This window comes from Klebsiella sp. CN_Kp106 (assembly GCF_040064575.1).
Lineage (GTDB): Bacteria > Pseudomonadota > Gammaproteobacteria > Enterobacterales > Enterobacteriaceae > Klebsiella > Klebsiella michiganensis.
In genome coordinates this window covers 218,726-241,157 of sequence record NZ_JBEAIG010000015.1, presented here as the reverse complement: position 1 = coordinate 241,157, position 22,432 = coordinate 218,726, and the positions used below count along the sequence as shown (strand labels likewise).

The following is a 22,432-nucleotide window of genomic DNA, read 5'->3' as shown; positions in this document are numbered from 1 at the left end:
CGGGCTCCTTAGTGCTTTTCCAGCCAGGCGCCGTAGAACGACGGGCGGCCTACCGCTTCAAAACTGACGCCTTTCACCCACGGCGCGCCGGCAAAGACCTGCGGCTCTTCAAATTGTTTTGCGGCTGGGGCAGGGATTCATAGACGGTTAATGCCAGGCGCTGGCCATCTTTGACCCGTATACCGTCGGCGGCCGGTTTCCAGCCCGCCTCATCAAGCAGCTGTTTCGCTTTGGCCGGATCGAAAACCAGCTTATCGCTGAGGTTAACGTATCCGGCCGCGGTGCTGGCGACGACGGAGGTCGCCTGCGGATAGTTGGCGGAGAACAGGGTTTCAACCACCTGTCTGGCGTCGGTGGCGTGCAGCAGCGCCTGACGAACGCGCAGGTCGGCAACCAGCGGATTATCCGGGCGGAAGCTCAGGCTGTCGTTAACGCCGCGCGTCGGGGCGGCATAGATTTTAAAGCCCCGATCGGTTGCCTGCTTTTCATCATAGGCCTGCACCTGGCGAATAAAATCGGCCTGGCCTGCCAGCAGCGCGCCAACGCGTACGCCATCTTCCGGGGTGACGATATAGGTTATGCCGTCGAGATTCGCTGGCCCCTGCTGGGCGAGGCTTTTCGGCCCCCATTGATAATCCTGACGTGCGACCAGAGCGAGTTCACGTCCCGGCTTTTCATCTTTAACCGTAAAAGGCCCGGAGCCAATAATATGGCGGGCGTCGCCCAGCTCTTCAAAATTTCGCGCCAGGGTGCTCAGGGAAACCAGCCCGGAGCCGATGGTCGCGGTGCCCTGCAGAAATCCCGGCGAGGGCTTTTTAAAGTAGAACTTAACCGTCAGCGGATCGATGACTTCGCTGCGATCGTAGTTATTAATCACCTCGGACACCGGCAGGCGGTGCGCTTTATTACCGAGACCGTAGGTATCAAAGTTTTTGGCAACCGCATTGGCGTCAAGCGGGGTGCCATCAGAAAAGGTGACGCCAGGGCGAATCTTAAAGGTATATTCGGTTTTATCCGCGTTGGCGCTCCAGCTTTCGGCAATCCACGGTTCGACTTGTAAGGTTTTTGGATTTTGCCAGGTCAGCTTATCGGTTATTTGATTAAGAATACCGCCGTTAGGGTAAAAGCCTCCGGCCGGGGGATAAAGATTGGTATGCGGCTGCTGCTCCAGATAAATTAACGTGCCGCCTTTAACCGGCGCGTCGGCGGCCCACGCGGAAAACGCGCCGCTCAAAAAAAATGCCGCCAGCGCGGGCAGGCGAAAACGGGTGTGCATGGTGAATTCCTTTGTTATCTCTTGTTTGGCCATCATCGGGCGCGCGTTTTAACAAAGGAAGTAAGGATTTGCGCTAAGCATTTGCATAAAAAGCATTTATACCCGGCTCGATTTTTAGGGGCTGGTATTTACATGCCTTTCAGCTGAAACTCATACTGGATAATTTAATGACTGAGAGATAGTCAGCGTAATAAAGGGATAGCGACGATGCTGAAGTATTTACTGATGTTGGCGATGACGGTGCTGGCGGGCTGTACCAGCGCACCCAATTTGCCCTCTACCGATACCATTATTAAGGTTAAACCTATTGAGTCAGGCATCATTGCCAATTCAAACAAATACAGCTATCGATTCTTCCGTAAAGGGGTGCCGCAGGAGTACCAGCGTTATAATACTTTCTACGAACGCTTCAATAAGGTCGCATCCGGCGTACGGGTGAATTTTGTCGTGAAACAGCATGAGGTTGTTGCGGAATATCTGGTGGTGCTCGACAAGCGCAGACTGGATGCCAGTCAGCTAAGTCTGTTAACCAGCCAGTATCACGCGACCGCGCTGGACAACGACCATCTTGGCGTACTGTTTAAAGCGACCGGTTTCTGGTCAACCGTTGATCCCAATGAGCTGGATGACGCTTATCGCCTTGCCAGACCCGTCGTCGTGTCAATTAACGATAAAACGCAGACCATTAGCCCTCTGGGAGAGATCGCCCTGATTCCGCTGGTGCCGCTATTTCCGCTGGTGATGATGTACGGTTGCGCAACGGGGCCGTGCGTGTAAAGGGACAATTAAACCTCTCCCGTAGCGGGAGAGGTCCGAAGATTAGCGGCGGAAATCAATGACCATACGGCCGCGAATCTGTCCCTGTTCCATCTCTTTGAAGATGGCGTTGATATCGCCCAGCGGACGCAGGGTCACTTTCGGTACGACTTTCCCTTCCGCGGCAAACTGGAAGGCTTCGGTCAGGTCCTGACGGGTACCGACCAGCGAACCCACCACTTCGATACCGTCGAGGACCAGACGCGGAATGTCCAGGCTCATCGCTTCCGGAGGCAGGCCTACCGCCACCACGCGTCCACCCGCGCGAACCGCATCCACCGCTGAGTTAAACGCCGCTTTGGCGACGGCGGTTACCACCGCGGCATGCGCGCCGCCGGTTTTCTCATGAATAATTTTGGCTGCGTCTTCGCTGCGGGAGTTGATGGTCAGGTCCGCGCCCATTTCCGCGGCCAGCTTCAGCTGTTCATCATTAACGTCAAGGGCGATGACTTTGGCGTTAAACACGTTTTTGGCATACTGCAGCGCCAGATTGCCGAGGCCGCCGAGGCCATAAATGGCAATCCACTGGCCGGGTTTGATATGTGAGACTTTGACCGCTTTATAGGTGGTGACGCCCGCGCAGGTGATGCTGCTGGCCGCCGCAGAAAAGAGCCCGTCCGGCACTTTGACCGCATAATCGGCCATGACGATACACTCTTCCGCCATACCGCCATCCACGGTATAGCCGGCATTTTTCACCGAGCGACACAGCGTTTCGTTGCCGCTGTTACAATATTCACAATGCCCGCAGCCTTCGAAGAACCACGCCACGCTGGCGCGATCGCCCGGCTTCAGAGAATGAACGCCGGGGCCGACCTGCTGCACAACGCCCACGCCTTCATGGCCCAGAATGACCCCGGTTTTATCGCCAAAGTCGCCGTTCTTAACGTGCAGGTCGGTATGACATACGCCGCAGCAATCCATTTTTAAAAGGGCTTCGCCATGTTGCAGGGGACGAAGCGTTTTTTCCGTAACATTGACCTGATGATCTTGCGTGACGACAGCAGCTTTCATTCTGTTCTCCTTATTGAACATAAGCGTATTAACACAATTTTGTTTTTTACGCATGCTAAGGTTTAGCTTAAATCTTCATTAAATCAAGGAAATAATAGATATTCCTTGCCGGGGTGAGCTTGGTGCGCCGATTTTTTAATCAGATTTATTAATGAAATTCGCGTCACATTACTGTCATCGTTACGTCATACACGCTTCATTTGCGGCCTCTATCGTTCTGTTTTTCAATTTCTTATAACGATAGAGCGACACGACAATGCATCTGGTAAAAACACTCCTTGCCTCAGGCCTTCTGCTTTCCGCTACCGTTCAGGCGCAGAACGTACTGGATTTCCCGCAGCCGAAAAACAACCCTGAAGAGTTTTATGCCGTGACCGAAATTCCCGCGGGCGGCATTATCAAATATGAAACCGACGCCAAAACCGGCTTTTTGATCGCCGATCGTTTCCAGTCAATGCCGGTGGTCTATCCGGCTAACTACGGTTCGCTGACGCAATCCCTGGCAGGGGATGGCGATCCGCTGGACGTGGTGTTTTATACCCGCGCGCCGATGGCGCCGGGAACGCTGATTAAGCTGCGCGCGATTGGCGTGCTCAAGATGATTGATGGCGGCGAGAAGGACGACAAAATCATTGCCGTTCCGGCAAGCAAAATCGACCCAACCTACGATGACATCAACACCATCGGCGATCTGCCGAAAATCGAGCAGGAGCGTTTGCAGGCTTTCTTCCGCGTTTACAAACAGCTGCCGGAAGGGCGTAAAAAAGTGGAGCTGAACGGCTTTAACGATGCCGCCGCCGCGAAGCAGGAAATTAAAGCGGCATGGGATGCCTGGAAAGAGAAAAATCCGCAATAAGCGGAAAAACAGGCATCGCCCGGTGCCTGTCGCTTTTTCTTCGCCCTATTATCCGCAGAGTGAGGTAATACGGGGGACTACGCCGGAACCGCCGAAATTTCCGTTACCCTGCGTCCTTTTCTTCAGCCCCAGCGTGGCGACGATGCGCTCGAAATTGCTTTTTTCACGGGTAATAAGTCCAGGTCAATCTCACTGCTGACGTTGTCTCATATCACTGGTACGATATAAATCTCTTTCACGGCCCTTATACGTACATATTTATGACAGAAATACGCATTGGCTATGCCCGATGTTCAACTGACCGCCAGGATCTGGCTCAGGCGGCAGTTCGCCAGGGAGACACGCTGGTCGTACCGAAACTGGACAGGCTGGCCCGTTCAGTTCCGGATGCAAGAGATATTGCTGATGCCCTTCAGGCCCGTGGCGTGAAGCTGGCGCTGGGCAACAGCCTCTACGACCCTGCAGATCCGATGGGTAAGATGTTCTTTAATGTGCTGGCGACGTTTGCCGAGTTTGAAGGCGACCTGATACGTCTTCGCACGCGCGAAGAGATGGCCATCGCCCGGGCTAAAGGAAAACTGCGGGGGAAGCAGCCGAAGCTGTCAGATAAACAGCAGAAAGAGCTTTGCATGATGCGCGGAAGCGGCGAGTACTTGGCTGAATTATTCTCCGTCTCCCGCCCCACGGTCTATCGGACGCTTTCTCGTGGGAAATAATGGTTAACCGGATTTAATGAAATAAGCAAGGAGCGGCTATGTACTACAGAAATGAAGTTATAAGTTATTTGCAGGCTAATAAAATTCTTGCGTTAAAACTCGACCACGCATTAAAGGATGTAGGAAAAGACGTATCAAATCAGATTGAAAGGATCGGTGCAGGCGCAACGCGTGTGCTGTATTATACATCCTGCTTTACTGATGAATATCAGGACGTATGCCAGAAACAAAAGTCCGAAGATATCCGATTTACTAAAGGCGTTTATCATATTATAAGACATGGAGATGTTGTGTATGAAATGCTTAGGATTTACTTTGAAGAAGTATTCCGATACAAAACGTCCGATCAACTAGAGCACATCAAACAACTGTTAATGGCAGTAAATATTCATATTGCCGCAAGTTCACTCACAAATACAGGATTTGCTTTAGCAACAGCATCATTTGTCGCTGCAGGCATGAATTTAAGCCTTGAACTCAGTGCACTGGCAGGGAGAAGAGCGGGAGGTGTTGTTGGGGTTATTGGTTTATATGGCGTTGTGCAGAAAGCGGCAGATAGTGCGCGTCGTCTTCATATTACTTGTCCAGCGTACTACTCGGCGCTATATGCACAAGAGCTGGAAATGATGTACTTCCTGATAGAGCCATTGTTTGAACGAGCTGAGGCGTTTAATGCACAATGGGTATCGGATGGTGAGATTGCAGACATCATCACCAGGATGATTCGATAATCATGATGAGTCTTATTAAAAGGTTTTTCAGACGGATATTCAGGTCATTGATATCGATGTACGGTCCTGCCTTATTGACACTTTTATTTGCAATTGTCCTTTTTCAAATTTTCCCTGATGGACCAATATGGCCTGTCCCCATATTCTGCATTTTTGTGATCGTTGTTTTTTATCGATACGTGAAATGGTAATCATCAAAACATCAAAATTTAGCATTGTTTGAAATTTATTTATAAGGAAATGCTATGTCTACACCCGCACATTTATGGCTCGAAGATGAAAATGGTTCGCCGATTGTTGGCAGTTGCCTAATGCCACTTCGCCTGGGTTCAATCGAATTAAAATCATTCTCTCACGGTGTCACTATTCCGGTTGACCCGAGCTGGGGAAAACTTACAGGTACACGCGTTCACCGCCCTATAACGATAGTGAAAGAATTTGATCAGACAACACCACTTCTGTACCGCGCGGTCTGTGAAGGCCGGACCATGAAAAAGGCTACAATTAAGATGTACCGCATTCTGGAATCGGGCATCGAGGCCGAGTATTTCAATATCATTCTTGAAAACGTCAAATTCACAACGGTCGCACCATTCCTGTCTCCTAACGGTATGAGTAGTACTCACCTTGAAACGCTTGAATTGCGTTATGAAGCAATTACATGGAAGTATACGGAGGGTAATATTGTCTATCGTGATTCATGGAACGATCGTTGTTGTGCCTGATGACAAGGGGTACCAAGGGAGGCCATTGCCTCCCTTGGCTCTGACGAGGAGATAAAATGATCGACTTAACCGCCAGGATTGATATCGTTACCGGCTATCGTCCGGGAATGATTGGCCGCATTACGCAGATGCACGGCGAGTACTATGCGAAGCATTATGAATTTGGTCACTTTTTCGAGAGCAAAGTGGCCAGCGGGCTGGCGGAGTTTTCCGGTCGTCTTGAGAAACCGTGCAACCGGGTTTGGCTTGCCGTTCAGGGTGGGCAGATTGTCGGATCGGTGGCGATTGACGGCGAGGATCTTGGTAATAATGAAGCGCATCTGCGCTGGTTTATCCTCGACGATAGCTGCCGGGGAAGCGGTGTTGGCCGACGTCTGCTGAATGAAGCGATGGCCTTTTGCGATAGCCAGAACTTCGCCGCGGTGCGGCTGTGGACCTTCAGCGGGCTGAACGCCGCCCGCAGGCTGTATGAATCCTTCGGCTTTACGCTGGATAAAGCGTGGCAGGGGGACCAGTGGGGGCGGATGATGACCGAGCAGCAGTTTAGTCGGGTCAAACCCAGTTCGCCTGCCGGCGCGGAATAATCTCCCGGCGCGGATCGCCGCGCCGGGAGAGCGCCTGTTAGCCTAATAACGTCGCAATCGTTGTTATCTCCTTACGCCACTGCGCCTGCAGCTGCGGTTTTTGATGTTTTGGCTTGCGCGCCAGATCGTCGGCCAGCAGCTGCTCAAGCGTGACTAACCGCTCCAGCAGCGCATCCTGGTCCTCCTCCGGTTCGCTACTGTTCACCATCACGGCCTGCGTCGCCGGACGACGAACGGCGGTGCGCAAAATCTCATACACCTCTTCGCTGCTGTGCCATTCGCTCAGCCCGCGCTCGTCGATAAGCCAGAAGCGATTGCAGCTGCGGTTAATGAGCTCGCGATCGTGGCTCACCAGCAGCAGGCCGCCGGGATAGTCGCTCAGCGTAGCCGCCAGCGCCGTTTTGCCATCTATATCTAAATGGTTGGTAGGCTCATCCAGCAGCAGCAGGCTATAGCGCGCCAGAGAGAGGCCGACGAACAGCAGGCGCGAACGCTCGCCGCCGCTTAAGGTGGCGACCTTTTGCCCGTGACGCGGCCAGCTGAATCCGGCGGAAATCAGCGCCCGCCTGCGCGCATCCGGGCCTGGTTCAAAGGGCTCCAGCGCGTCGAGAAGGGTATCGTCATCCGCCAGCTGATGCAGGGTCTGGTCGTAATAACCCGGCTTCAGCCGCGGATGCAGGCGCAAACCGCTCTCCGCCGTTTCCTGCTGCATTTGCCGCCACAGCAGACGCAGCAGCGAAGACTTGCCGCCGCCGTTACGGCCCATCACCGCCACCCGATCGCCGCTTTTCAGGCGAGCCAGGCCCGCGGTAAACAGGGCCGGCAGACCGGGCGCGGGGGGAACGGGGAGCTGTTCCATCTCCAGCAGTCGGTCAGCCCGCAGCATGTCGCCGTGGAGCGCCAGCCGCCAGGGGGTGCCCATGGTCAGCTCGGTTTGGCTCTCCTTCAGGCGTTGAACCTGCTTCTCCATCTGCTTGGCTTTGCGGGAGAGATCTTCGTTGTCATAGGTCCGACCCCAGATAGCCAGCCGTTTGGCGCTGGCGGCGACCCGGTCGATCTCCTTTTGCTCGGCTTTATGGCGCTGCGCATCGCTGGCGTCCTGCTCTTCCAGCGCCCGGCGGGCGGCGCTGCAGGGCAGGGAGAAGGCGTGCAGCGTTCTGTCGCGCAGGATCCAACTGGAATTAGTTACAGCATCCAATAAGATATTATCATGCGACACCAGAACGAAGCTCCCCTGCCAGGTTTGCAGGAAGCTTTCCAGCCACAGGAGGGTCGGCAGGTCGAGGTGGTTTCCCGGCTCATCCAGCAGCAGGAGATCCGGCTGCTGAATCAGCGCCCTGGCAAGCAGTAGCCGGGTATGCTGACCGCCGCTCAGGGTTGACGCCCGCTGCGCGGCCTCATCTGGCGTAAAGCCCATCTCTGCCAATAGCCTCTCCGCTTGCCAGCGCTGACTCTCACGCTCAGGGGCGGGAAGTTTCGCCAGTACCACCTGCAGCAGGGGCTGCGCTAACAGCGCATCGGGTAGATGCTGTTCCACACGCGCCATCAGACAGTGACTGGCCAGCGCCACGCTGCCCGAACTGGGCACGATGGTGCCGTCCAGCACCTGTAGCAGGGTACTTTTTCCGCAGCCGTTATAGCCAATCAGGCCAATACGGTCGCCTTTTTTCAGGGTAAAGGAGAGGTTTGTGAACAGCGGGCCAAACGCCGTATCAACATGAAGAGATTGTGCAGTTAGTAATGTGCTCATTGTGAACTTACTCAAGAGTTACAGGCATGTGAATGCCTCGTCAAACATCGCTGACGATAACCCGGTAAGCCCGAGGGAAGGGAGTTAGTCTATGGTTTCTTCGCTCAAGCTGAAGTTATCGCAGCACGATACCGATAACGCTTGAGCAGGTGCGATCGCCAAATGCACGTGAAAAAAACATTTCACAGTACGACATGGGATCCTCCTTTTTTATTCAGTGAGTTGATGGGTGCTGGCAGTGTAGAGGGAGAAAGCGGTTTTGACCAGATGAGAATAAAAAAAGGCCTGCAAAGCAGGCCCCCTGTATGACTCATCTACCGGTTAAATCGACGTGCGGCGGTAGTTCCGGTACTCCGGCTGCCAGAAGTTATCGGCGATCGCCTGCAGCAACGCTTCGGCGGAGGTTTTCACCGCCACGCCCTGTTCCTGGGCGATTTTACCCACCGCAAACGCGATAGCGCGCGAAACGCTCTGAATATCCTTCAGCTCCGGCAGAACCGGGCCTTCACCGTTATTCACCAGCGGCGAATGTTTCGCCAGGGTTTCGCTGGCGGCCATCAGCATCTCATCGGTCACGCGCGATGCGCCCGAAGCGATAACGCCGAGGCCAATTCCCGGGAAGATATAGGAGTTATTGCACTGGGCGATAACGTACTGTTTGCCTTTGAGGGTGACCGGGGCAAACGGGCTGCCGGTGGCGACCAGCGCCGCGCCGTCGGTCCAGCTGAGGATATTCTGCGGCGTGGCTTCCACCCGGGAGGTCGGGTTGGAGAGCGGCATCACGATTGGCCGCGGGCAGTGCTTGTGCATCTCGCGGATAATCTCTTCGGTGAACAGCCCCGGCTGCCCGGAAACGCCGATCAGGATATCCGGTTTGACGTTGCGCACCACGTCGAGCAGCGACAGCACATCATTCGTGGTGTCCCACGTTTGCAGATGCTCACGCTTTTGCACCAGTTTGCTCTGGAACGGCAGCAGGTTCGGCATGGCGTCGGTCAGCAGACCGAAACGGTCAACCATAAAGACGCGTTTACGGGCTTCCTCTTCGCTTAACCCTTCGCGCTGGATTTGCGCGACGATCTGCTCTGCGATACCGCAGCCCGCGGAGCCGGCGCCGAGGAAGACAATTTTCTGCTCGCTCAGCTGGCTGCCCGCGCCGCGGCTGGCGGCGATCAGCGTACCGACGGTGACCGAAGCGGTGCCCTGGATATCATCGTTAAAGGAGCACACTTCGTGGCGATAGCGGTTGAGCAGGGGCATGGCGTTTTTCTGCGCGAAGTCTTCGAACTGCAGCAGTACGTCCGGCCAGCGGGCTTTAATCGCCTGGATAACGTCGTCGACAAACTGATAGTACTCGTCGTCGGTGATGCGCGGGTGGCGCCAGCCCATATACAGCGGATCGTCCAGCAGCTGCTGGTTGTTGGTACCGACGTCCAGCACCACCGGCAGCGTGTAGGCCGGGCTGATACCGCCGCAGGTGGTATACAGCGACAGTTTGCCGATAGGAATGCCCATCCCGCCGATACCCTGGTCACCGAGGCCGAGAATACGTTCGCCGTCGGTCATCACGATAACCTTAACGTTGTGGTTCGGTACGTTTTGCAGAATATCGTCGAGGTTATTGCGGTTCTGATAAGAGATAAACACGCCGCGGGCGCGACGATAGATCTCAGAGAAGCGTTCACAGGCGGCGCCGACGGTCGGGGTGTAGATAACCGGCATCATTTCGTCGAGGTGGTTGCCGACCAGGCGGTAGAACAGCGTTTCGTTGGTATCCTGGATATTGCGCAGGTAGATGTGCTTGTCGATCTCGGTTTTAAATCCCTGGTACTGGATCCACGCGCGTTCGGCCTGTTCTTCGATGGTTTCGACCACTTCCGGCAGCAGGCCCAGCAGGTTGAAGCTGCTGCGCTCTTCCATGCTGAAGGCGCTGCCTTTGTTGAGCAGCGGAAATTCAAGCAGCACGGGGCCGGCGTAAGGGATGTATAGAGAGCGGTTTTTCTTATGAGTGAATTGCATCGCACTAACTCCTTGATAATCGCTTCAGCCCGGGCGCGGCGACAGGCGGGGGGCTGGCAGGGAATGGCAGCGGGCAGAGTATAAAGCAGAAGACATCAAAGGAGGGTAAACATGAGGCCGATAGTCTTAAAAAAACACCATCCCGGGGAGAGGACGGTGTTTTTATCATCATTCAGCTGAAAAGTTAGCCACCGCGGCGCTTGCGGCCGGTGGCGCGAACATGGTTAACCGTGGTTTCCGCATCGCCTTCCAGCAGCACTTTTTTCTGCTGAGAAAGCTTGTAGTTCAGACCAAGAAGATGACGTGCCTGTTGGTTCGATTTCATTCTTACTCCTTTATCCTGTGTCGGTTTCAAGGACAAGCCCGACGGGTGTCGGACGAAATTTAACCCTTAAGTACGCCGCGCATTTTTAGCGCGGCGATAATCATCGTGGCCCATTTTGCCGGGTTTAGCAACGTTGAGTCGGCAGATTAAGAACAGTCTTTTTAGCGGACCCCGGTTCGTCGGCCGGGCAGGAGGTCACCCGCCATCCGGCAGAAAGGCCCGCACGTTAGCCAGTCTTACCACTTCATTTCGCCGGTATTCACTTTGGCGCTCAGTTCCAGCGAACTCTCTTCCGCGAGTCCCGGCCAGCGCTGTTTCATCGCCTTGATAACGCCGGCGGAGTCTTTGTGCGCGTTGAGCGCCTGCTCGAACTGGGTTAGATAATCGCGGGTAAAGGTAATCGCGCGGTCGCCTGCGGGCGGAGTCCCCAGGTAATGGCCGGGGATCACCTGCTGCGGATGCAACGCGGCCATCTCGTCGAGCGTACTTATCCACTGCTGGCGGCTTTCGACGCTCTGGGTATCCGCCGTCCAGACGTGCATGCCCCACGCCACGCCGGTCCCGCCAAGAATGGTTTTATTCGCCGGGATCCAGACATAGGCGGCATAATTTTGCGGCTGGCGGATCTCAACCTTTTCGCCGTCGATGGTGAAGGTGTTTGCCGTCAGCGCTTGCGGGACGTAAACCTGCTTCGGCGCGCCGTCCTTCATCTGCGGGCCCCAGTAGGCCAGTTTGGCCGCTTTGGTTGCGTTAATGTGTTTAACCACTTCCGCGGTCGCCACCACGTTGACATCCGGGAAAGCCTTTACCAGCGGCTCGAGGCCGAAATAGAAGTCCGGATCGCCGGAGGTAATCACGATGCGGGTCAGTTTTTTACCGCTTTTCTTAATCATTTCAACCAGCTTCTCGCCATCTTTGACGCTGAATTGAGCGTCAAACAGCACCGCTTCATGCGGGCCGGAGGCGAGGGTGGAGTTAACCGCGAAGATGCCGTTCTCCTGCGGGTTGTAGGTTTGCAGCGTTAGGGGCGCGGCCAGAACTGACGTGCTGAACAGCGTGGTCGCGATAGCAAGGGCAGATAATTTCATATTCGTTTTCTCTTGGTCAGGTGAATAGGCGCTATTGTACGGATTTCATGATTTGCGAAAATTCCTGAAAAAAGAGATGCTGAGTTTCATAAAACGTGCAGATGGAAATCAGTTATGGATCGGGTTATTGCCGCGCAGGTGTATATGCGCATTTGTGAACTGGGGAGCTTAAGCGCCGCCGCCCGCGCGCTGGGGATGTCGCGTCCGATGGTCAGCCGCTATCTGGAACAGATGGAGCAGTGGGCGGGAACCCGGCTGGTCCATCGCTCAACCCGCAAACTGACGCTCACGGCTGCGGGGGAAAAGGTGCTGCAAAAAACGCGCACCCTGACGCAGCTGTCGGATGAGATCGCCGGGCAAAGCGAGCGTGCGATCCCCAGCGGGACGCTGCGCGTCGCCTGCGCTCACTTTACGGCGATGCAGCTGATTTCGCCGCTGCTACCCGATTTTCTCGCCCGTTATCCGCAGCTGCGCCTTGAGCTGGATATCAATAATCACCCGGTCAGCCTGATCGGCGAACGGATCGACGTGGCGATTCGGATCACCGACAATCCGGAGCCCGGGGCTATCGCCCGCCGCCTTGGCGTGTGTCGTTCGGTGCTGTGCGCGTCGCCGCGCTGGCTTCAGCAGAACGGTCCGCTGCAAACGCCGGAAGATCTCACTCGTCACAACTGCCTGCATTACAGCCATTTTGCCAGCCAGACCTGGCAGTTTAGCGACGCCAGCGGCGAAAACGTGGCGGTGGCGGTTTCCGGCAACCTTAGCGCCGGGATCTCCTCGCTGCTGATGGAGGCGGCGGTCGCCGGCTGCGGCATCGCGATGCTGCCGGAGCTGGAGGCGCAGCGGGCGCTCAACAGCGGGGCGCTGAAACAGGTTTTACCGGCCTGGCGGCCAAAAGCGCTAAGCGTATATGGTATTTACCTTTCACGGGACTATCAGCCAAGCGCGCTGCCGCTGTTTCTCGGTGAGATTCAGCAGAAACTGGCGCAAACTCACGATATAAAAGGAACCCTTTAATGATAGTGCTTCGCCCAATGCGCGCTACGGAGTACCCGGCGTATCTCGACTACTTTATCCCCGACTACGCGGCGGAAATCTCCGCCAATTACGCGCTCTCGCCGGCGGCCGCGTTAGCCCAGGCACAGCGCGAAATCGCCGCGGATCTGCCCGACGGCGTCAATACTCGCGGCCAGGTTTTATGCTGCTTATTCGATGACAGTGACGGCGCGGAAAAGCGGGTCGGCTATCTCTGGTACAAGCCTGACGAAGAAATGCGCTCCGCCTTTATCTGCGATTTTTATATTTATCCGGCGTTTCAGGGACAGGGCCTGGGTAAACAAGCGATGGCGGCTTTTGAGCATGCGCTGAAAAGCCAGGGGATCGGCCAAATTAAACTGCGCGTCGCCGGGGATAATCAGCGCGCGCGCCATCTCTACGACGCCGCGGGTTTCCGCGTTACCGGCGTTAATATGAGTAAAAATATCCCGACGGATTGATCTGAAAAACGCCGCGCGCCGCCCAAATGCCTTAGGGGGTTCTATACTTAACCCTTTCATATCAAAAAAGGAGCGATATTATGGCAATCCATAAGAAAGGTCAGGCGCATTGGGAAGGGGATCTGAAAAGCGGAAAAGGAACCGTCTCGACCGAGAGCGGCGCGCTGAACCAGCAGCCTTATGGTTTTAACACCCGTTTCGAAGGCGTCAAGGGCACCAACCCGGAAGAGCTTATCGGGGCCGCCCATGCCGCCTGTTTCTCCATGGCGCTCTCGCTGATGCTGAGCGAAGAGGGCTACACCGCCACCTCCATTGATACCGTGGCGGTGGTGACGCTGGATAAGTCCGGCGGCGGCTTCGCCATCACCCAAATCGCGCTGCAGAGTAAAATTGTGCTGCCAGGCATTGAGGCCGATGCGTTTGACGGCATCATTCAAAAAGCCAAAGCCGGTTGCCCGGTGTCGCAGGTGCTGAACGCGGAGATAAGCCTCGACTACCAGCTCAATCCATAAGCTCACTGGCGCCCGCTATCGGCGGGCGCTCCTGCCCTAAAAGCCATCGTTGGCAAATGCCCCCGTCGTTAATAAATGCTATCTTTCTCGCTCACGGATCAGAGCAGGTGGGTAATGACCAGCATACGCGGAATGATTGAAGCTCAGGTTCTGGGCTTAACCGGCATGGCGCTAAAAGAGATCGATTTTGAACACCCCAAAGGCGAACCGGGGCTATTTGGTCCGCAGTCGGCCATCTGGCAGGTTCATGGCGATTTTACCTCCATGCTCTGCGGCGGCGTCAGCGCGCTGCTGTTACAGATGCTGCATCCTCTGGCACTGGCGGGCGTCTGGGATCACTCAAATTTCCGCGAAGATATCTTTGGCCGCCTGCGCCGTACCAGCCAGTTTATTTCCGCCACCACCTTTGGTACCACCGCCGACGCCGAACGGCTGATCGCAAAAGTGCAGGGGATCCACCTGCGGGTGAGCGGCAAGGATAAAGACGGCACGCCCTATCAGGCCAGCGACCCGGCGCTGCTCACCTGGGTTCATGTCGCCGAATGCAGCAGCTTTATGGCCTCGCACCTGCGCTACAAGCGGACCGTGGTCAGCGCTGCCCGCCAGGAGCAGTATTATCAGGAGGCCGCCGAAATTGCCCGCCGCCTTGGCGCTCGGGATATCCCGGTAACGCCGCGTCAGGTTGCCGACTACCTGCAGGATATGCGCCCAACGCTGCGCTGCGATGAGCGAACGCAGGAAGTTGCCGACGTCCTGCTATCGACCCGCCTGCCGGGGCGCCTGAGTCAGCCCGTCGGGCGAATGATGATGCGCGCCGGGATTGACCTTCTGCCGCCGTGGGCGCAGGCGATGCTCAATTTGCCGATGAGTGCGCTGCAGCGGCACAGCGCACGAATTGCGGTACACGGCGTCGCCCGCGTACTGCGCGCGTCGGTGCGTAACGGCGCGTATCATTGCGCAATGCGCCGGATGAATCAGTTTTAATTATTCAGGCTGCGTTTTTACGCCAAAAATATAGCCATGGCTATTATTGTTATGGCTATATTTTTTAAAAACAAACTATTCTCATTTATATATTTGACAGCAATAAAAATAAGTAAATATTCTCTTAACGGCGGCGGATTATTCAGGAAAAATTAAGCCAAATCGCGTACGTTATTTCTTTTTTTACGGGGGAGTCATCATGGCGAAAATGACTGACGATGGTCAGCGCGCCCAGGTTGCGCGTAAAACGACGCTGGTCAGCGTGGTGGTCAATCTTTTTTTATCCAGCGCCCAGGTTCTGGCGGGCGTTTTTTCCGGTTCGCAGGGATTAATTGCCGATGGTATTCATTCTCTTTCCGATTTAGTCGCTGATTTCGTCGTGCTGTTGGCCAATAAAAAAAGCGGCAAACCCTCGGATAGCGATCATCACTACGGACACCGGCGCTATGAAAACGGCGCTTCACTGGTGATTGGCGCGCTGCTGTTACTGGTTGGCGCGGGTATGCTGTGGTCCGCCTGCGGCAAACTGCTGCATCCGGCGTCTATCCCGAGCGTGCATATTACCGCTCTGTGGGTGGCGCTCGCCGCGCTGACCGCCAAAGAGATGTTATTCCGCTATATGCTCAGGGCGGCTAAACAAATTCAGTCGTCCATGCTGATTGCCAACGCCTGGCACGCCCGCTCGGATGCCGCGTCGTCGGTGGTGGTCGCGGTCGGCATCATCGGTAACCTGGCCGGCTTCGCCTGGTTCGATCCGGTGGCCGCGCTGGCCGTCGGCGCGCTGGTCACCCGCATGGGCTATACCTTTTCGTATGACGCCCTCCATGACTTGATGGATCGGTCAGTGGATAGCGACAGCGAGCAGCAGATAATCACCACTATTCTGGCAACGCCCGGCGTCGTGGCGCTGCATGACCTGAAAACCCGACGCGCCGGCGATGGGATCCTGGTCGATGTACATATCGAGGTGCCGGGAGATTTATCGGTGGCGGAAGGGCACGATATTGCGCTGTTGGCCCGCGCGCGGGTGCTAAACAGCCAAAACGTGCTGCATATGATGATTCATATTGACCCTTGCCGCGCGGATAGCGACGCGATTATCGCTTAGGTTATTCCCCTGAACGCTTGAGGGCTTTGTCAGCCTGCGGATAATATTGCCTGTGAAATAAAAAAGGACCATAATCCAGCGGCTATTCTTTCATCGCTGATAAATAGCCGGCTGACGCCGTGTCGTGTTTTTAAACAATATAAAAAGGCAATCGCATAATAGAAAGTATCTATTATTCGTTCGAAACTTCAGGAAGTAAAACAATGATTATCCGGCCAGAACAACACTGGTTCCTTCGCTTGTTTGACTGGCACGGCTCCGTGCTGTCAAAAATCGTCTTTCGCCTGCTGCTTAACCTGATGATGTCGATTATCGCGATCATCAGCTATCAATGGTACGAACAGCTGGGTATCCATCTTACCGTCGCGCCGTTTAGCCTGCTGGGGATCGCCATTGCCATTTTTCTTGGCTTTCGCAATAGTGCCGGATACAACCGCTTTGTTGAAGCGCGCAATTTGTGGGGAACGGTGCTGATTGCCCAGAGAACGCTGGTGCGCCAGCTGAAGAATATCCTGCCGGCCGAAAGCGCAGCCCATCAACGCCTGGTGAGCTACCTGGTGGCGTTTAGCTGGAGCCTGAAGCATCAGCTGCGCAAGACGGATCCGAGCGCCGATTTAGCGCGTCTGCTGCCGGCGCAAAGCGTGGCGGAAATTCTCGCCAGTTCGATGCCAACCAACCGCATTCTGCTGCTGGCAGGCGATGAGCTTGGGCGCCTGCGCGCAGAAGGGAAGATCGGCGATGTCACCTTCAGCCTGATGGACAATAAGCTTGATGAGCTGGGGCACGCCCTGGGCGGCTGTGAGCGCCTCGCCAGCACCCCGGTGCCCTTTGCCTACACGCTCATTTTGCAGCGCACCGTGTATCTGTTCTGTACGCTGCTGCCGTTTGCGCTGGTCGGCGATCTTCACTATATGACGCCGTTCGTGTCGGTGTTTATCTCCTACACCTTTCTGTCGTGGGATTCGCTGGCGGAAGAGCTGGAGGACCCGTTCGGTACCGCAGCCAACGATTTGCCTCTGAACGCGATGTGTAACACCATTGAGCGCAACCTGCTGGATATGACCGGCCAGCATCCATTACCGGAGAAACTGGCGCCGGATCGCCACTACAATCTGACCTGATTTTTGTATGTTTATTATTCGTTAAATAAGTTAAATCTAACGCGTGATAGATAACATTGATTATACAGTCACCGCCCTGATTGTTATGCTTTCGTTAACAAAAAACGCCCGTTATCCTGGCTGGTAACGGGTGATAAGAGATCGTGCGGCGTTTCACCTGCCATACGCCGCCGAAAGCGCATCAGGAGTGAACATGAGTAACAGAAGACGCGTCGTTCCCGGCGTCCATCCCTATGATGGTCCGGCGGGCGGCTGGGGTGCCTTAAAAGCCACCGCTATCGCCGTTCGTACGCAAATGGATGCGCTCGATGCCCCCGCCACGCTGCTGCGGACCAATCAGCCGGATGGCTTTGATTGTCCCGGCTGCGCCTGGCCCGACAAAGAGCATAAATCGACGTTTCAGTTCTGCGAAAACGGCGCCAAAGCGGTGACCTGGGAAGCCACCAGTAAACGGGTCACGGCTGAGTTTCTCGCGGCTAACACCGTGACGTCGCTGCTGGCGCGCAGCGATTTTGAGCTGGAAGGCTACGGGCGCTTAACCCAGCCCCTGGCCTACGATAAGGCCAGCGATACCCTGCGTCCGGTCTCATGGGACGCGGCGTTTACCCGCATCGGCGCCATTCTCCGTACGCTGCAGCCCAATGAAGTCGAGTTTTATACCTCCGGGCGCGCCTCTAACGAAGTGGCCTTCCTGTTCCAGCTGTTTGCCCGCGAATATGGCACCAACAACTTTCCGGACTGCTCCAATATGTGCCACGAGTCGACCAGCGTCGGCCTGCCGCAGTCCATCGGCATCGGTAAAGGGACGGTCTCCCTCGATGACTTTGATAAGACCGAGCTGGTTATCTCTATCGGCCACAATCCCGGAACCAACCATCCGCGCATGATGGGTACGCTGCACGAACTGGCGCGCCGGGGGGTGCCGATTATCGTCTTCAACCCGCTAAAAGAGCGGGCGCTGGAGCGTTTCGCCGATCCGCAGAACGTCATTGAGATGGCGACCTACGGCTCAACCAACATCGCGTCGACCTATTTCCAGGTCAAAGCGGGCGGCGACGCGGCGGCGCTTAAGGGTATCGCGAAGGCGCTGCTCCGGCTGGAAGCAGAGCAGGGCGAGGTGCTGGATCGGGCGTTTATCGATGAGCATACGCTGGGCTTTACCGACTTTGCGCAGGATGTGGACGCGACGCCGTGGCCGGATATTGAACGCGAGTCCGGCCTGACGCGCGGCGATCTTGAACGGGTAGCGGCGGCTTACGCTAAATCTAACGCCACGATTATCACCTACGGTATGGGCATCACCCAGCACAATAAGGGCACCTCTAATGTACGCCTGATAGCCGACCTGCTGCTGATGCGCGGGAATATCGGCAAGCCGGGGGCCGGGATCTGCCCGCTGCGCGGACACTCCAACGTACAGGGCAACCGTACCGTCGGCATCACTGAAAAGCCGAGCCCCCCGTTTCTCGCCAACCTGCAGCGGGTGTTTGGTTTTACGCCGCCGCAGGAACATGGTCACGATGCGGTAAAAGCGCTACAGGCGATGATCGACGGCGAATCGAAAGCGCTGCTCTGCCTTGGCGGGAACTTCGCGGTGGCTATGCCGGATAGCGAACGGGCTTTTCCGGCGATGCGGGGGCTGGATCTGAGCGTGCATATTGGCACCAAGCTGAATCGCTCGCATCTTCTGGTGGCCAATGAGACCTTTATCCTGCCGTGCCTTGGCCGAACCGAACTCGATATTCAGGAGACGGGACGCCAGTCAATCACCGTGGAAGATTCGATGTCGATGGTGCACGCGTCGTCGGGCAAGCTGAAACCCGGTTCGCCAGAGCTGCGATCGGAGCCGGCGATTGTCGCGGCGATGGCCATGGCGACGCTGCCGGAAAGCAAGGTTGACTGGCTGTCGCTGGTCGCCGACTACGATCGCATTCGCGATCTGATCGAGCAGACCATTCCCGGCTTTGACCAGTACAACCAGCGTATTCGCCATCCCGGCGGTTTTCGCATGCCGCTGCCGCCGACGGAGCGTATCTGGCCGACGCCGACCGGCAAAGCGATGTTTTCCGTTTTTCACGGGGTGCACGAAAACCAGCAGGTAGCAGGGCATGACGTGATGCGCCTGGTGACGCTGCGCAGCCACGATCAGTACAACACCACCATTTACGCCATGGACGACCGCTACCGCGGCGTGTTTGGCCGTCGCGACGTGTTGTTTATGAACGAGCAGGATATGGCTGAGCAGGGATTCGAACACGGCGATCGGGTGGATATCAGCTCCGCGCTGCCGGGCCACCATCAGCGGTTGGAAGATATCACGCTGGTCGCCTACAGCATCGCGCCGGGCACCGTTGCCGCTTATTACCCCGAAGCCAACGTGCTGGTCCCTCTGGATTATCTCGATAAAGAGAGCGGCACGCCGTCGTATAAATCGGCGCCCGTCCGTTTAACGCTGCGCTCGAAAGAGATCCGCGCGCTGGCGGGGCTTCGCTAAAGCGCCGTTTGCCCGCGGCGATCGTCGCGTCGTGGGCAAAATCGCTACCTCTGCGCCAGAATCAGCTTAATCCCCAGCCCGACAAAACCGGCGGCAAAGCAGGCTCTCAGCCCCTGTAACACCCGCGGACGCGACAGCACGTATCCGCGCATCGCCGCCGAAAAGGCGCCATAGAGCATAAAAACCAGCAGCGTCATCAGCATAAAAACGGCGCTCAGGATCAGCATTTCCCCGATCGGCGAAGCCGAGCCGCGCTGGATAAACTGCGGCAGAAAGGCGAGAAAGAAGAGCGGCAGCTTAGGGTTAAGCAAATTAATCAGAATCGCGTGGCTGATGACCTGGCGCGGGTTGCGTTGCTCGACGCCCTCCACGTTCAGGCTGCCGCGCTGGGTCAGGGTGGCCCATGCGAGGTACAGCAGCCAGGCGACGCCGGCGTACTTCACCAGCTCGAAGGCGCCGGGGGTACTGTGGAGGATAGCCGCCAGCCCGGTTATCGCCGCCAGCATATGCGGAATAATGCCCAGCGTGCAGCCGAAGGCCGCGGCAAAACTCATGCCTCTGCCCGCCGCCAGGCCGGTGGCAATGGTGTAAAGCGTCCCGGTGCCGGGGGCGATGACCACAATCAGCGAAGTCAAAAGAAACTCAGGGGTGATGAACGCCATGATGTCATTCCTGTTGCAGAGAATCGAGGCCCTGAGTATTTCGCAAAGCCGCGCGCCGGTATTGAACAAAATTGCACAGCGTCGGCTAGCGGCTCGCCTGATAGCTGCCTGGGGTCATGGCGAACTGCCTTTGAAACGCGCGGGTCAGATGGCTTTGATCGGCAAAGCCGGCCATGAAGGCGGTATCGGCGGGGGAGTGACCTTCGGCGAGCAGGCGGCGCGCCAGGCGCAGGCGGGCCTGTACCAGATAAGCGTGCGGCGTGATGCCGGTTTCGCGAGCGAAGCCGCGGATCAGCTGAAAGCGGCTGAGACCGCAGAGGGTAGCAAGCTCCTCGAGAGAGATTTTCTCTTCGGGGGCATCATCGAGATATTGCCTTGCCAGCGCGATGGAGGGGGTACCGCTTTTATCAGGCCGCCGTGCGCAGAGATGGTATCGGCTCACCCGCATCAGGCAGAGCAGTAGCGCCTCTTCTACGGCGGTATCCTCGGGGGCGCTGGCGACAATCTCGCTAAACAGCCGCAGCATCAGTCCGCGCAGCTGCGGGTCCTCGACCACCGGGCGCAGGAGAATATCTTCGGCCTTTATCGCCCCCTGAAATTCAGCGGCAACCCGCTCGGGATCGAGATAGATCATCTGCCAGCTGCGCGGGCCATTCAGCGGGATACCGTCGTGCATCTCCCCCGGATTAACCATAATGATATTTCCGGCGGCGGCCTCAATTTTGCCCAGATGGCTCCACGAACGCTGCGCGCCCTGAGTGAAAATCCCGATGCCGAACTGGTCGTGGGAATGGCGCGGAAAACTCTGTTCCGTGACTAACGACATGGCTTCCAGTCCCGGCATGGTGAGCCGGTGCTGCTGAACGTGATGAAGGCGAGTTTTCAACGGTTTCTCCTGCCGGGGCATAGCATGAGTGTAGCCTCAGGCACGCGGGACGAGCAACGGTCGACCGGCGCTTGAATTTCATCAACGCAGAACATAACATTTAGCTAACATTTTGCCTGCTGCGCTGCCAGCAGATTGCGCAAACAGTGGATGATAATGGATATTAAACAGCTTAAGTACCTGATTGCGCTCGACAGAACACGACATTTCGGCCAGGCCGCGGCGGCCTGCCATATCACCCAGCCCACGCTATCGATGCGTATCCGCAATCTTGAAGAAGAACTTAATCTGACGCTGATTCAGCGCGGGCAGCGGTTTGAAGGGTTTACCCCAGAGGGCGAGCGTATTCTGGCCTGGGCGCGAGCGCTGCTGGCGGCGCACGACGGGCTGGAGGCGGAGGCGGCTATCTGTCGCGGGCAGATGGTCGGCCAGCTAAGAGTCGGGATGGTGCCTTTAGCCAGCCTGAATCCGATGCAGCTGATCAAGCCGCTGGCGGATAAATACCCGGAGCTGCAGTTCAGTCTGCTGTCCATGACCTCGGAACAGATTATCGACGGCGTTAGCCGCAACCAGCTGGATCTGGGGATCTGCTATCTGCACCACGTCGATAGCCAACTGTTCAACGTGGTCTGGCTGCCGAATACCCGCATGGGGCTGCTGCACGATAGGCGTCATTATCAGTTTGCCGACGCGACGCCTGAGTGGGATACCCTGGCCGCGCTGCCGCTGGGCTTTCTGACCAAGGGTATGTACTACCGTGAATCGATTGAGATGAGCTTTAAGGCCAAGGGGCTGGCGCCAAAATACGTTTTTGAAAGCGACTCTACGTTTCAGATCATCCAGGCGGTGCAGGCCGGGATCTGCTGTGCGATTATGCCGCTGAACAACGGCCTCGAAGCGCTAAGCGATAATCTGGAAATCAGGCCGATCCCCGAGACGGAGGTCGACTCGATGCTGGCGCTGATCATGCGCAACAAAGAGCCGGTGTCGTCGCTGGCGGAAAAATGCTTCGCCGATGCGCAGGTGATTTTTAGCGAACGCCAGTCGGCTGACGGCGCTTAGCTGGCCATCTGCGACTGGATAAATTCAAGCCAGACGCGCGTTCTGGCGGGCATAAAGTGGCGCTCCCGATAGAGGGCGGAGAGCTGTAACGGCGCCGGCGGCAGCTCCAGCGCGACTTCCTGGAGTTCACCGCGATCGATAAACGGGCGGCAGGGTTTCTCCCCCAGAATAGCGAAGCCAACGCCGGCTAACCCGGCGGCGGCTACC

The 22,432-nt window shown here is 56.4% G+C and carries 21 protein-coding genes and 3 pseudogenes; 15 read left to right on the top strand and 9 right to left on the bottom strand.

What is annotated here, in order from left to right:
* Window positions 1-8: 8 nt before the first annotated feature.
* Window positions 9-1,276: pseudogene (locus ABLU96_RS10015) on the bottom strand (TIGR04028 family ABC transporter substrate-binding protein).
* 207 nt (window positions 1,277-1,483) lie between these two features.
* Here ABLU96_RS10015 and ABLU96_RS10010 point away from each other — a divergent pair.
* Window positions 1,484-2,053: a hypothetical protein gene (locus ABLU96_RS10010; RefSeq protein ID WP_014229290.1), complete on the top strand. Its 570-nt coding sequence runs from the start codon at window positions 1,484-1,486 to the stop codon at window positions 2,051-2,053.
* Between the two features lie 42 nt (window positions 2,054-2,095).
* On the opposite strand, the gene adhP is transcribed toward ABLU96_RS10010, so the two are convergent.
* Window positions 2,096-3,106, bottom strand: a complete 1,011-nt coding sequence (adhP, locus tag ABLU96_RS10005; RefSeq protein WP_348862488.1) for an alcohol dehydrogenase AdhP — start codon at window positions 3,104-3,106, stop codon at window positions 2,096-2,098.
* A gap of 256 nt (window positions 3,107-3,362) precedes the next feature.
* Between adhP and ABLU96_RS10000 the strand changes: the two genes are divergently transcribed.
* The 6 genes and pseudogenes from ABLU96_RS10000 to ABLU96_RS09975 all read left to right on the top strand — a co-directional run.
* Complete coding sequence (locus tag ABLU96_RS10000) at window positions 3,363-3,962, top strand: inorganic diphosphatase (protein WP_025108262.1); 600 nt, start codon at window positions 3,363-3,365, stop codon at window positions 3,960-3,962.
* 260 nt (window positions 3,963-4,222) lie between these two features.
* Entirely contained in the window at window positions 4,223-4,678 is a 456-nt protein-coding gene (locus tag ABLU96_RS09995; protein WP_048263035.1) for a recombinase family protein, read from the top strand.
* Window positions 4,679-4,716: 38 nt separating this feature from the next.
* The gene (locus tag ABLU96_RS09990) at window positions 4,717-5,409 is read left to right on the top strand and encodes a hypothetical protein (RefSeq protein WP_048263036.1); all 693 of its coding nucleotides are present in this window, start codon (window positions 4,717-4,719) and stop codon (window positions 5,407-5,409) included.
* A gap of 2 nt (window positions 5,410-5,411) precedes the next feature.
* Window positions 5,412-5,600, top strand: a complete 189-nt coding sequence (locus ABLU96_RS09985; RefSeq protein ID WP_042927132.1) for a hypothetical protein — start codon at window positions 5,412-5,414, stop codon at window positions 5,598-5,600.
* Between the two features lie 54 nt (window positions 5,601-5,654).
* Window positions 5,655-6,134, top strand: a complete 480-nt coding sequence (gene tssD / locus ABLU96_RS09980) for a type VI secretion system tube protein TssD (protein WP_042934095.1) — start codon at window positions 5,655-5,657, stop codon at window positions 6,132-6,134.
* Between the two features lie 77 nt (window positions 6,135-6,211).
* A pseudogene (locus ABLU96_RS09975) lies at window positions 6,212-6,718 on the top strand (GNAT family N-acetyltransferase); the annotation flags it as partial.
* Between the two features lie 37 nt (window positions 6,719-6,755).
* Here the strand turns inward: ABLU96_RS09975 and ABLU96_RS09970 are convergent.
* From ABLU96_RS09970 to ABLU96_RS09955, 4 genes are all read right to left on the bottom strand, one after another.
* Window positions 6,756-8,468 carry an ABC-F family ATP-binding cassette domain-containing protein gene (locus tag ABLU96_RS09970; protein WP_025108264.1) on the bottom strand — a complete coding sequence of 571 codons (1,713 nt, stop codon included), beginning with the start codon at window positions 8,466-8,468 and terminating at the stop codon, window positions 6,756-6,758.
* Window positions 8,469-8,789: 321 nt separating this feature from the next.
* On the bottom strand, window positions 8,790-10,487 hold the full coding sequence (locus ABLU96_RS09965; RefSeq protein ID WP_049083649.1) for an NAD-dependent malic enzyme: 1,698 nt from the start codon (window positions 10,485-10,487) through the stop codon (window positions 8,790-8,792).
* A 184-nt stretch (window positions 10,488-10,671) separates the two neighbouring features.
* Window positions 10,672-10,812, bottom strand: coding sequence for a stationary-phase-induced ribosome-associated protein (gene sra, locus ABLU96_RS09960; protein WP_004101955.1), 141 nt, complete (start codon window positions 10,810-10,812; stop codon window positions 10,672-10,674).
* 236 nt (window positions 10,813-11,048) lie between these two features.
* A complete protein-coding gene (locus tag ABLU96_RS09955) occupies window positions 11,049-11,900 on the bottom strand; it encodes a Vmh family MBL fold metallo-hydrolase (protein WP_048263040.1) in 852 nt (283 codons plus the stop codon).
* A gap of 114 nt (window positions 11,901-12,014) precedes the next feature.
* Here ABLU96_RS09955 and ABLU96_RS09950 point away from each other — a divergent pair, with 114 nt between their 5' ends.
* From ABLU96_RS09950 to ABLU96_RS09920, 7 genes are all read left to right on the top strand, one after another.
* Window positions 12,015-12,917, top strand: coding sequence for a LysR family transcriptional regulator (locus ABLU96_RS09950; protein ID WP_025108266.1), 903 nt, complete (start codon window positions 12,015-12,017; stop codon window positions 12,915-12,917).
* Complete coding sequence (locus ABLU96_RS09945; RefSeq protein ID WP_032695032.1) at window positions 12,917-13,396, top strand: GNAT family N-acetyltransferase; 480 nt, start codon at window positions 12,917-12,919, stop codon at window positions 13,394-13,396. Before ABLU96_RS09950 ends, ABLU96_RS09945 begins: the two co-directional genes overlap by 1 nt.
* 80 nt (window positions 13,397-13,476) lie before the next feature.
* The gene (locus ABLU96_RS09940; RefSeq protein ID WP_004138064.1) at window positions 13,477-13,908 is read left to right on the top strand and encodes an OsmC family protein; all 432 of its coding nucleotides are present in this window, start codon (window positions 13,477-13,479) and stop codon (window positions 13,906-13,908) included.
* Between the two features lie 114 nt (window positions 13,909-14,022).
* Window positions 14,023-14,892, top strand: coding sequence for an oxygenase MpaB family protein (locus ABLU96_RS09935; protein ID WP_025108268.1), 870 nt, complete (start codon window positions 14,023-14,025; stop codon window positions 14,890-14,892).
* A gap of 199 nt (window positions 14,893-15,091) precedes the next feature.
* The gene (locus ABLU96_RS09930) at window positions 15,092-16,000 is read left to right on the top strand and encodes a cation diffusion facilitator family transporter (RefSeq protein ID WP_049104245.1); all 909 of its coding nucleotides are present in this window, start codon (window positions 15,092-15,094) and stop codon (window positions 15,998-16,000) included.
* Between the two features lie 203 nt (window positions 16,001-16,203).
* Window positions 16,204-17,121: a bestrophin family ion channel gene (locus ABLU96_RS09925; protein WP_014229301.1), complete on the top strand. Its 918-nt coding sequence runs from the start codon at window positions 16,204-16,206 to the stop codon at window positions 17,119-17,121.
* A gap of 193 nt (window positions 17,122-17,314) precedes the next feature.
* Complete coding sequence (locus tag ABLU96_RS09920) at window positions 17,315-19,615, top strand: FdhF/YdeP family oxidoreductase (RefSeq protein WP_064404878.1); 2,301 nt, start codon at window positions 17,315-17,317, stop codon at window positions 19,613-19,615.
* Between the two features lie 44 nt (window positions 19,616-19,659).
* On the opposite strand, the gene ABLU96_RS09915 is transcribed toward ABLU96_RS09920, so the two are convergent.
* Both ABLU96_RS09915 and ABLU96_RS09910 read right to left on the bottom strand, forming a co-directional pair.
* Window positions 19,660-20,277 carry a LysE family translocator gene (locus tag ABLU96_RS09915; protein WP_014229303.1) on the bottom strand — a complete coding sequence of 206 codons (618 nt, stop codon included), beginning with the start codon at window positions 20,275-20,277 and terminating at the stop codon, window positions 19,660-19,662.
* A gap of 85 nt (window positions 20,278-20,362) precedes the next feature.
* Window positions 20,363-21,163, bottom strand: coding sequence for an AraC family transcriptional regulator (locus tag ABLU96_RS09910; protein ID WP_049104247.1), 801 nt, complete (start codon window positions 21,161-21,163; stop codon window positions 20,363-20,365).
* A 156-nt stretch (window positions 21,164-21,319) separates the two neighbouring features.
* Here ABLU96_RS09910 and ABLU96_RS09905 point away from each other — a divergent pair, with 156 nt between their 5' ends.
* Window positions 21,320-22,225: a LysR family transcriptional regulator gene (locus ABLU96_RS09905; RefSeq protein ID WP_014229305.1), complete on the top strand. Its 906-nt coding sequence runs from the start codon at window positions 21,320-21,322 to the stop codon at window positions 22,223-22,225.
* Here the strand turns inward: ABLU96_RS09905 and ABLU96_RS09900 are convergent.
* Window positions 22,222-22,428, bottom strand: a pseudogene (locus tag ABLU96_RS09900) (LysR substrate-binding domain-containing protein); the annotation flags it as partial. The gene ABLU96_RS09905 and the pseudogene ABLU96_RS09900 sit on opposite strands and share 4 nt — an antisense overlap.
* Window positions 22,429-22,432 lie beyond the last annotated feature (4 nt).

Bases quoted from the DNA above. Each gene is read 5' to 3' on its own strand.
- ABLU96_RS10010 (WP_014229290.1), top strand. From the start codon at position 1,484: ATGCTGAAGTATTTACTGATGTTGGCGATGACGGTGCTGGCGGGCTGT.
- adhP (WP_348862488.1), bottom strand. From the start codon at position 3,106: ATGAAAGCTGCTGTCGTCACGCAAGATCATCAGGTCAATGTTACGGAA.
- ABLU96_RS10000 (WP_025108262.1), top strand. From the start codon at position 3,363: ATGCATCTGGTAAAAACACTCCTTGCCTCAGGCCTTCTGCTTTCCGCT.
- ABLU96_RS09995 (WP_048263035.1), top strand. From the start codon at position 4,223: ATGACAGAAATACGCATTGGCTATGCCCGATGTTCAACTGACCGCCAG.
- ABLU96_RS09990 (WP_048263036.1), top strand. From the start codon at position 4,717: ATGTACTACAGAAATGAAGTTATAAGTTATTTGCAGGCTAATAAAATT.
- ABLU96_RS09985 (WP_042927132.1), top strand. From the start codon at position 5,412: ATGATGAGTCTTATTAAAAGGTTTTTCAGACGGATATTCAGGTCATTG.
- tssD (WP_042934095.1), top strand. From the start codon at position 5,655: ATGTCTACACCCGCACATTTATGGCTCGAAGATGAAAATGGTTCGCCG.
- ABLU96_RS09970 (WP_025108264.1), bottom strand. From the start codon at position 8,468: ATGAGCACATTACTAACTGCACAATCTCTTCATGTTGATACGGCGTTT.
- ABLU96_RS09965 (WP_049083649.1), bottom strand. From the start codon at position 10,487: ATGCAATTCACTCATAAGAAAAACCGCTCTCTATACATCCCTTACGCC.
- sra (WP_004101955.1), bottom strand. From the start codon at position 10,812: ATGAAATCGAACCAACAGGCACGTCATCTTCTTGGTCTGAACTACAAG.
- ABLU96_RS09955 (WP_048263040.1), bottom strand. From the start codon at position 11,900: ATGAAATTATCTGCCCTTGCTATCGCGACCACGCTGTTCAGCACGTCA.
- ABLU96_RS09950 (WP_025108266.1), top strand. From the start codon at position 12,015: ATGGATCGGGTTATTGCCGCGCAGGTGTATATGCGCATTTGTGAACTG.
- ABLU96_RS09945 (WP_032695032.1), top strand. From the start codon at position 12,917: ATGATAGTGCTTCGCCCAATGCGCGCTACGGAGTACCCGGCGTATCTC.
- ABLU96_RS09940 (WP_004138064.1), top strand. From the start codon at position 13,477: ATGGCAATCCATAAGAAAGGTCAGGCGCATTGGGAAGGGGATCTGAAA.
- ABLU96_RS09935 (WP_025108268.1), top strand. From the start codon at position 14,023: ATGACCAGCATACGCGGAATGATTGAAGCTCAGGTTCTGGGCTTAACC.
- ABLU96_RS09930 (WP_049104245.1), top strand. From the start codon at position 15,092: ATGGCGAAAATGACTGACGATGGTCAGCGCGCCCAGGTTGCGCGTAAA.
- ABLU96_RS09925 (WP_014229301.1), top strand. From the start codon at position 16,204: ATGATTATCCGGCCAGAACAACACTGGTTCCTTCGCTTGTTTGACTGG.
- ABLU96_RS09920 (WP_064404878.1), top strand. From the start codon at position 17,315: ATGAGTAACAGAAGACGCGTCGTTCCCGGCGTCCATCCCTATGATGGT.
- ABLU96_RS09915 (WP_014229303.1), bottom strand. From the start codon at position 20,277: ATGGCGTTCATCACCCCTGAGTTTCTTTTGACTTCGCTGATTGTGGTC.
- ABLU96_RS09905 (WP_014229305.1), top strand. From the start codon at position 21,320: ATGGATATTAAACAGCTTAAGTACCTGATTGCGCTCGACAGAACACGA.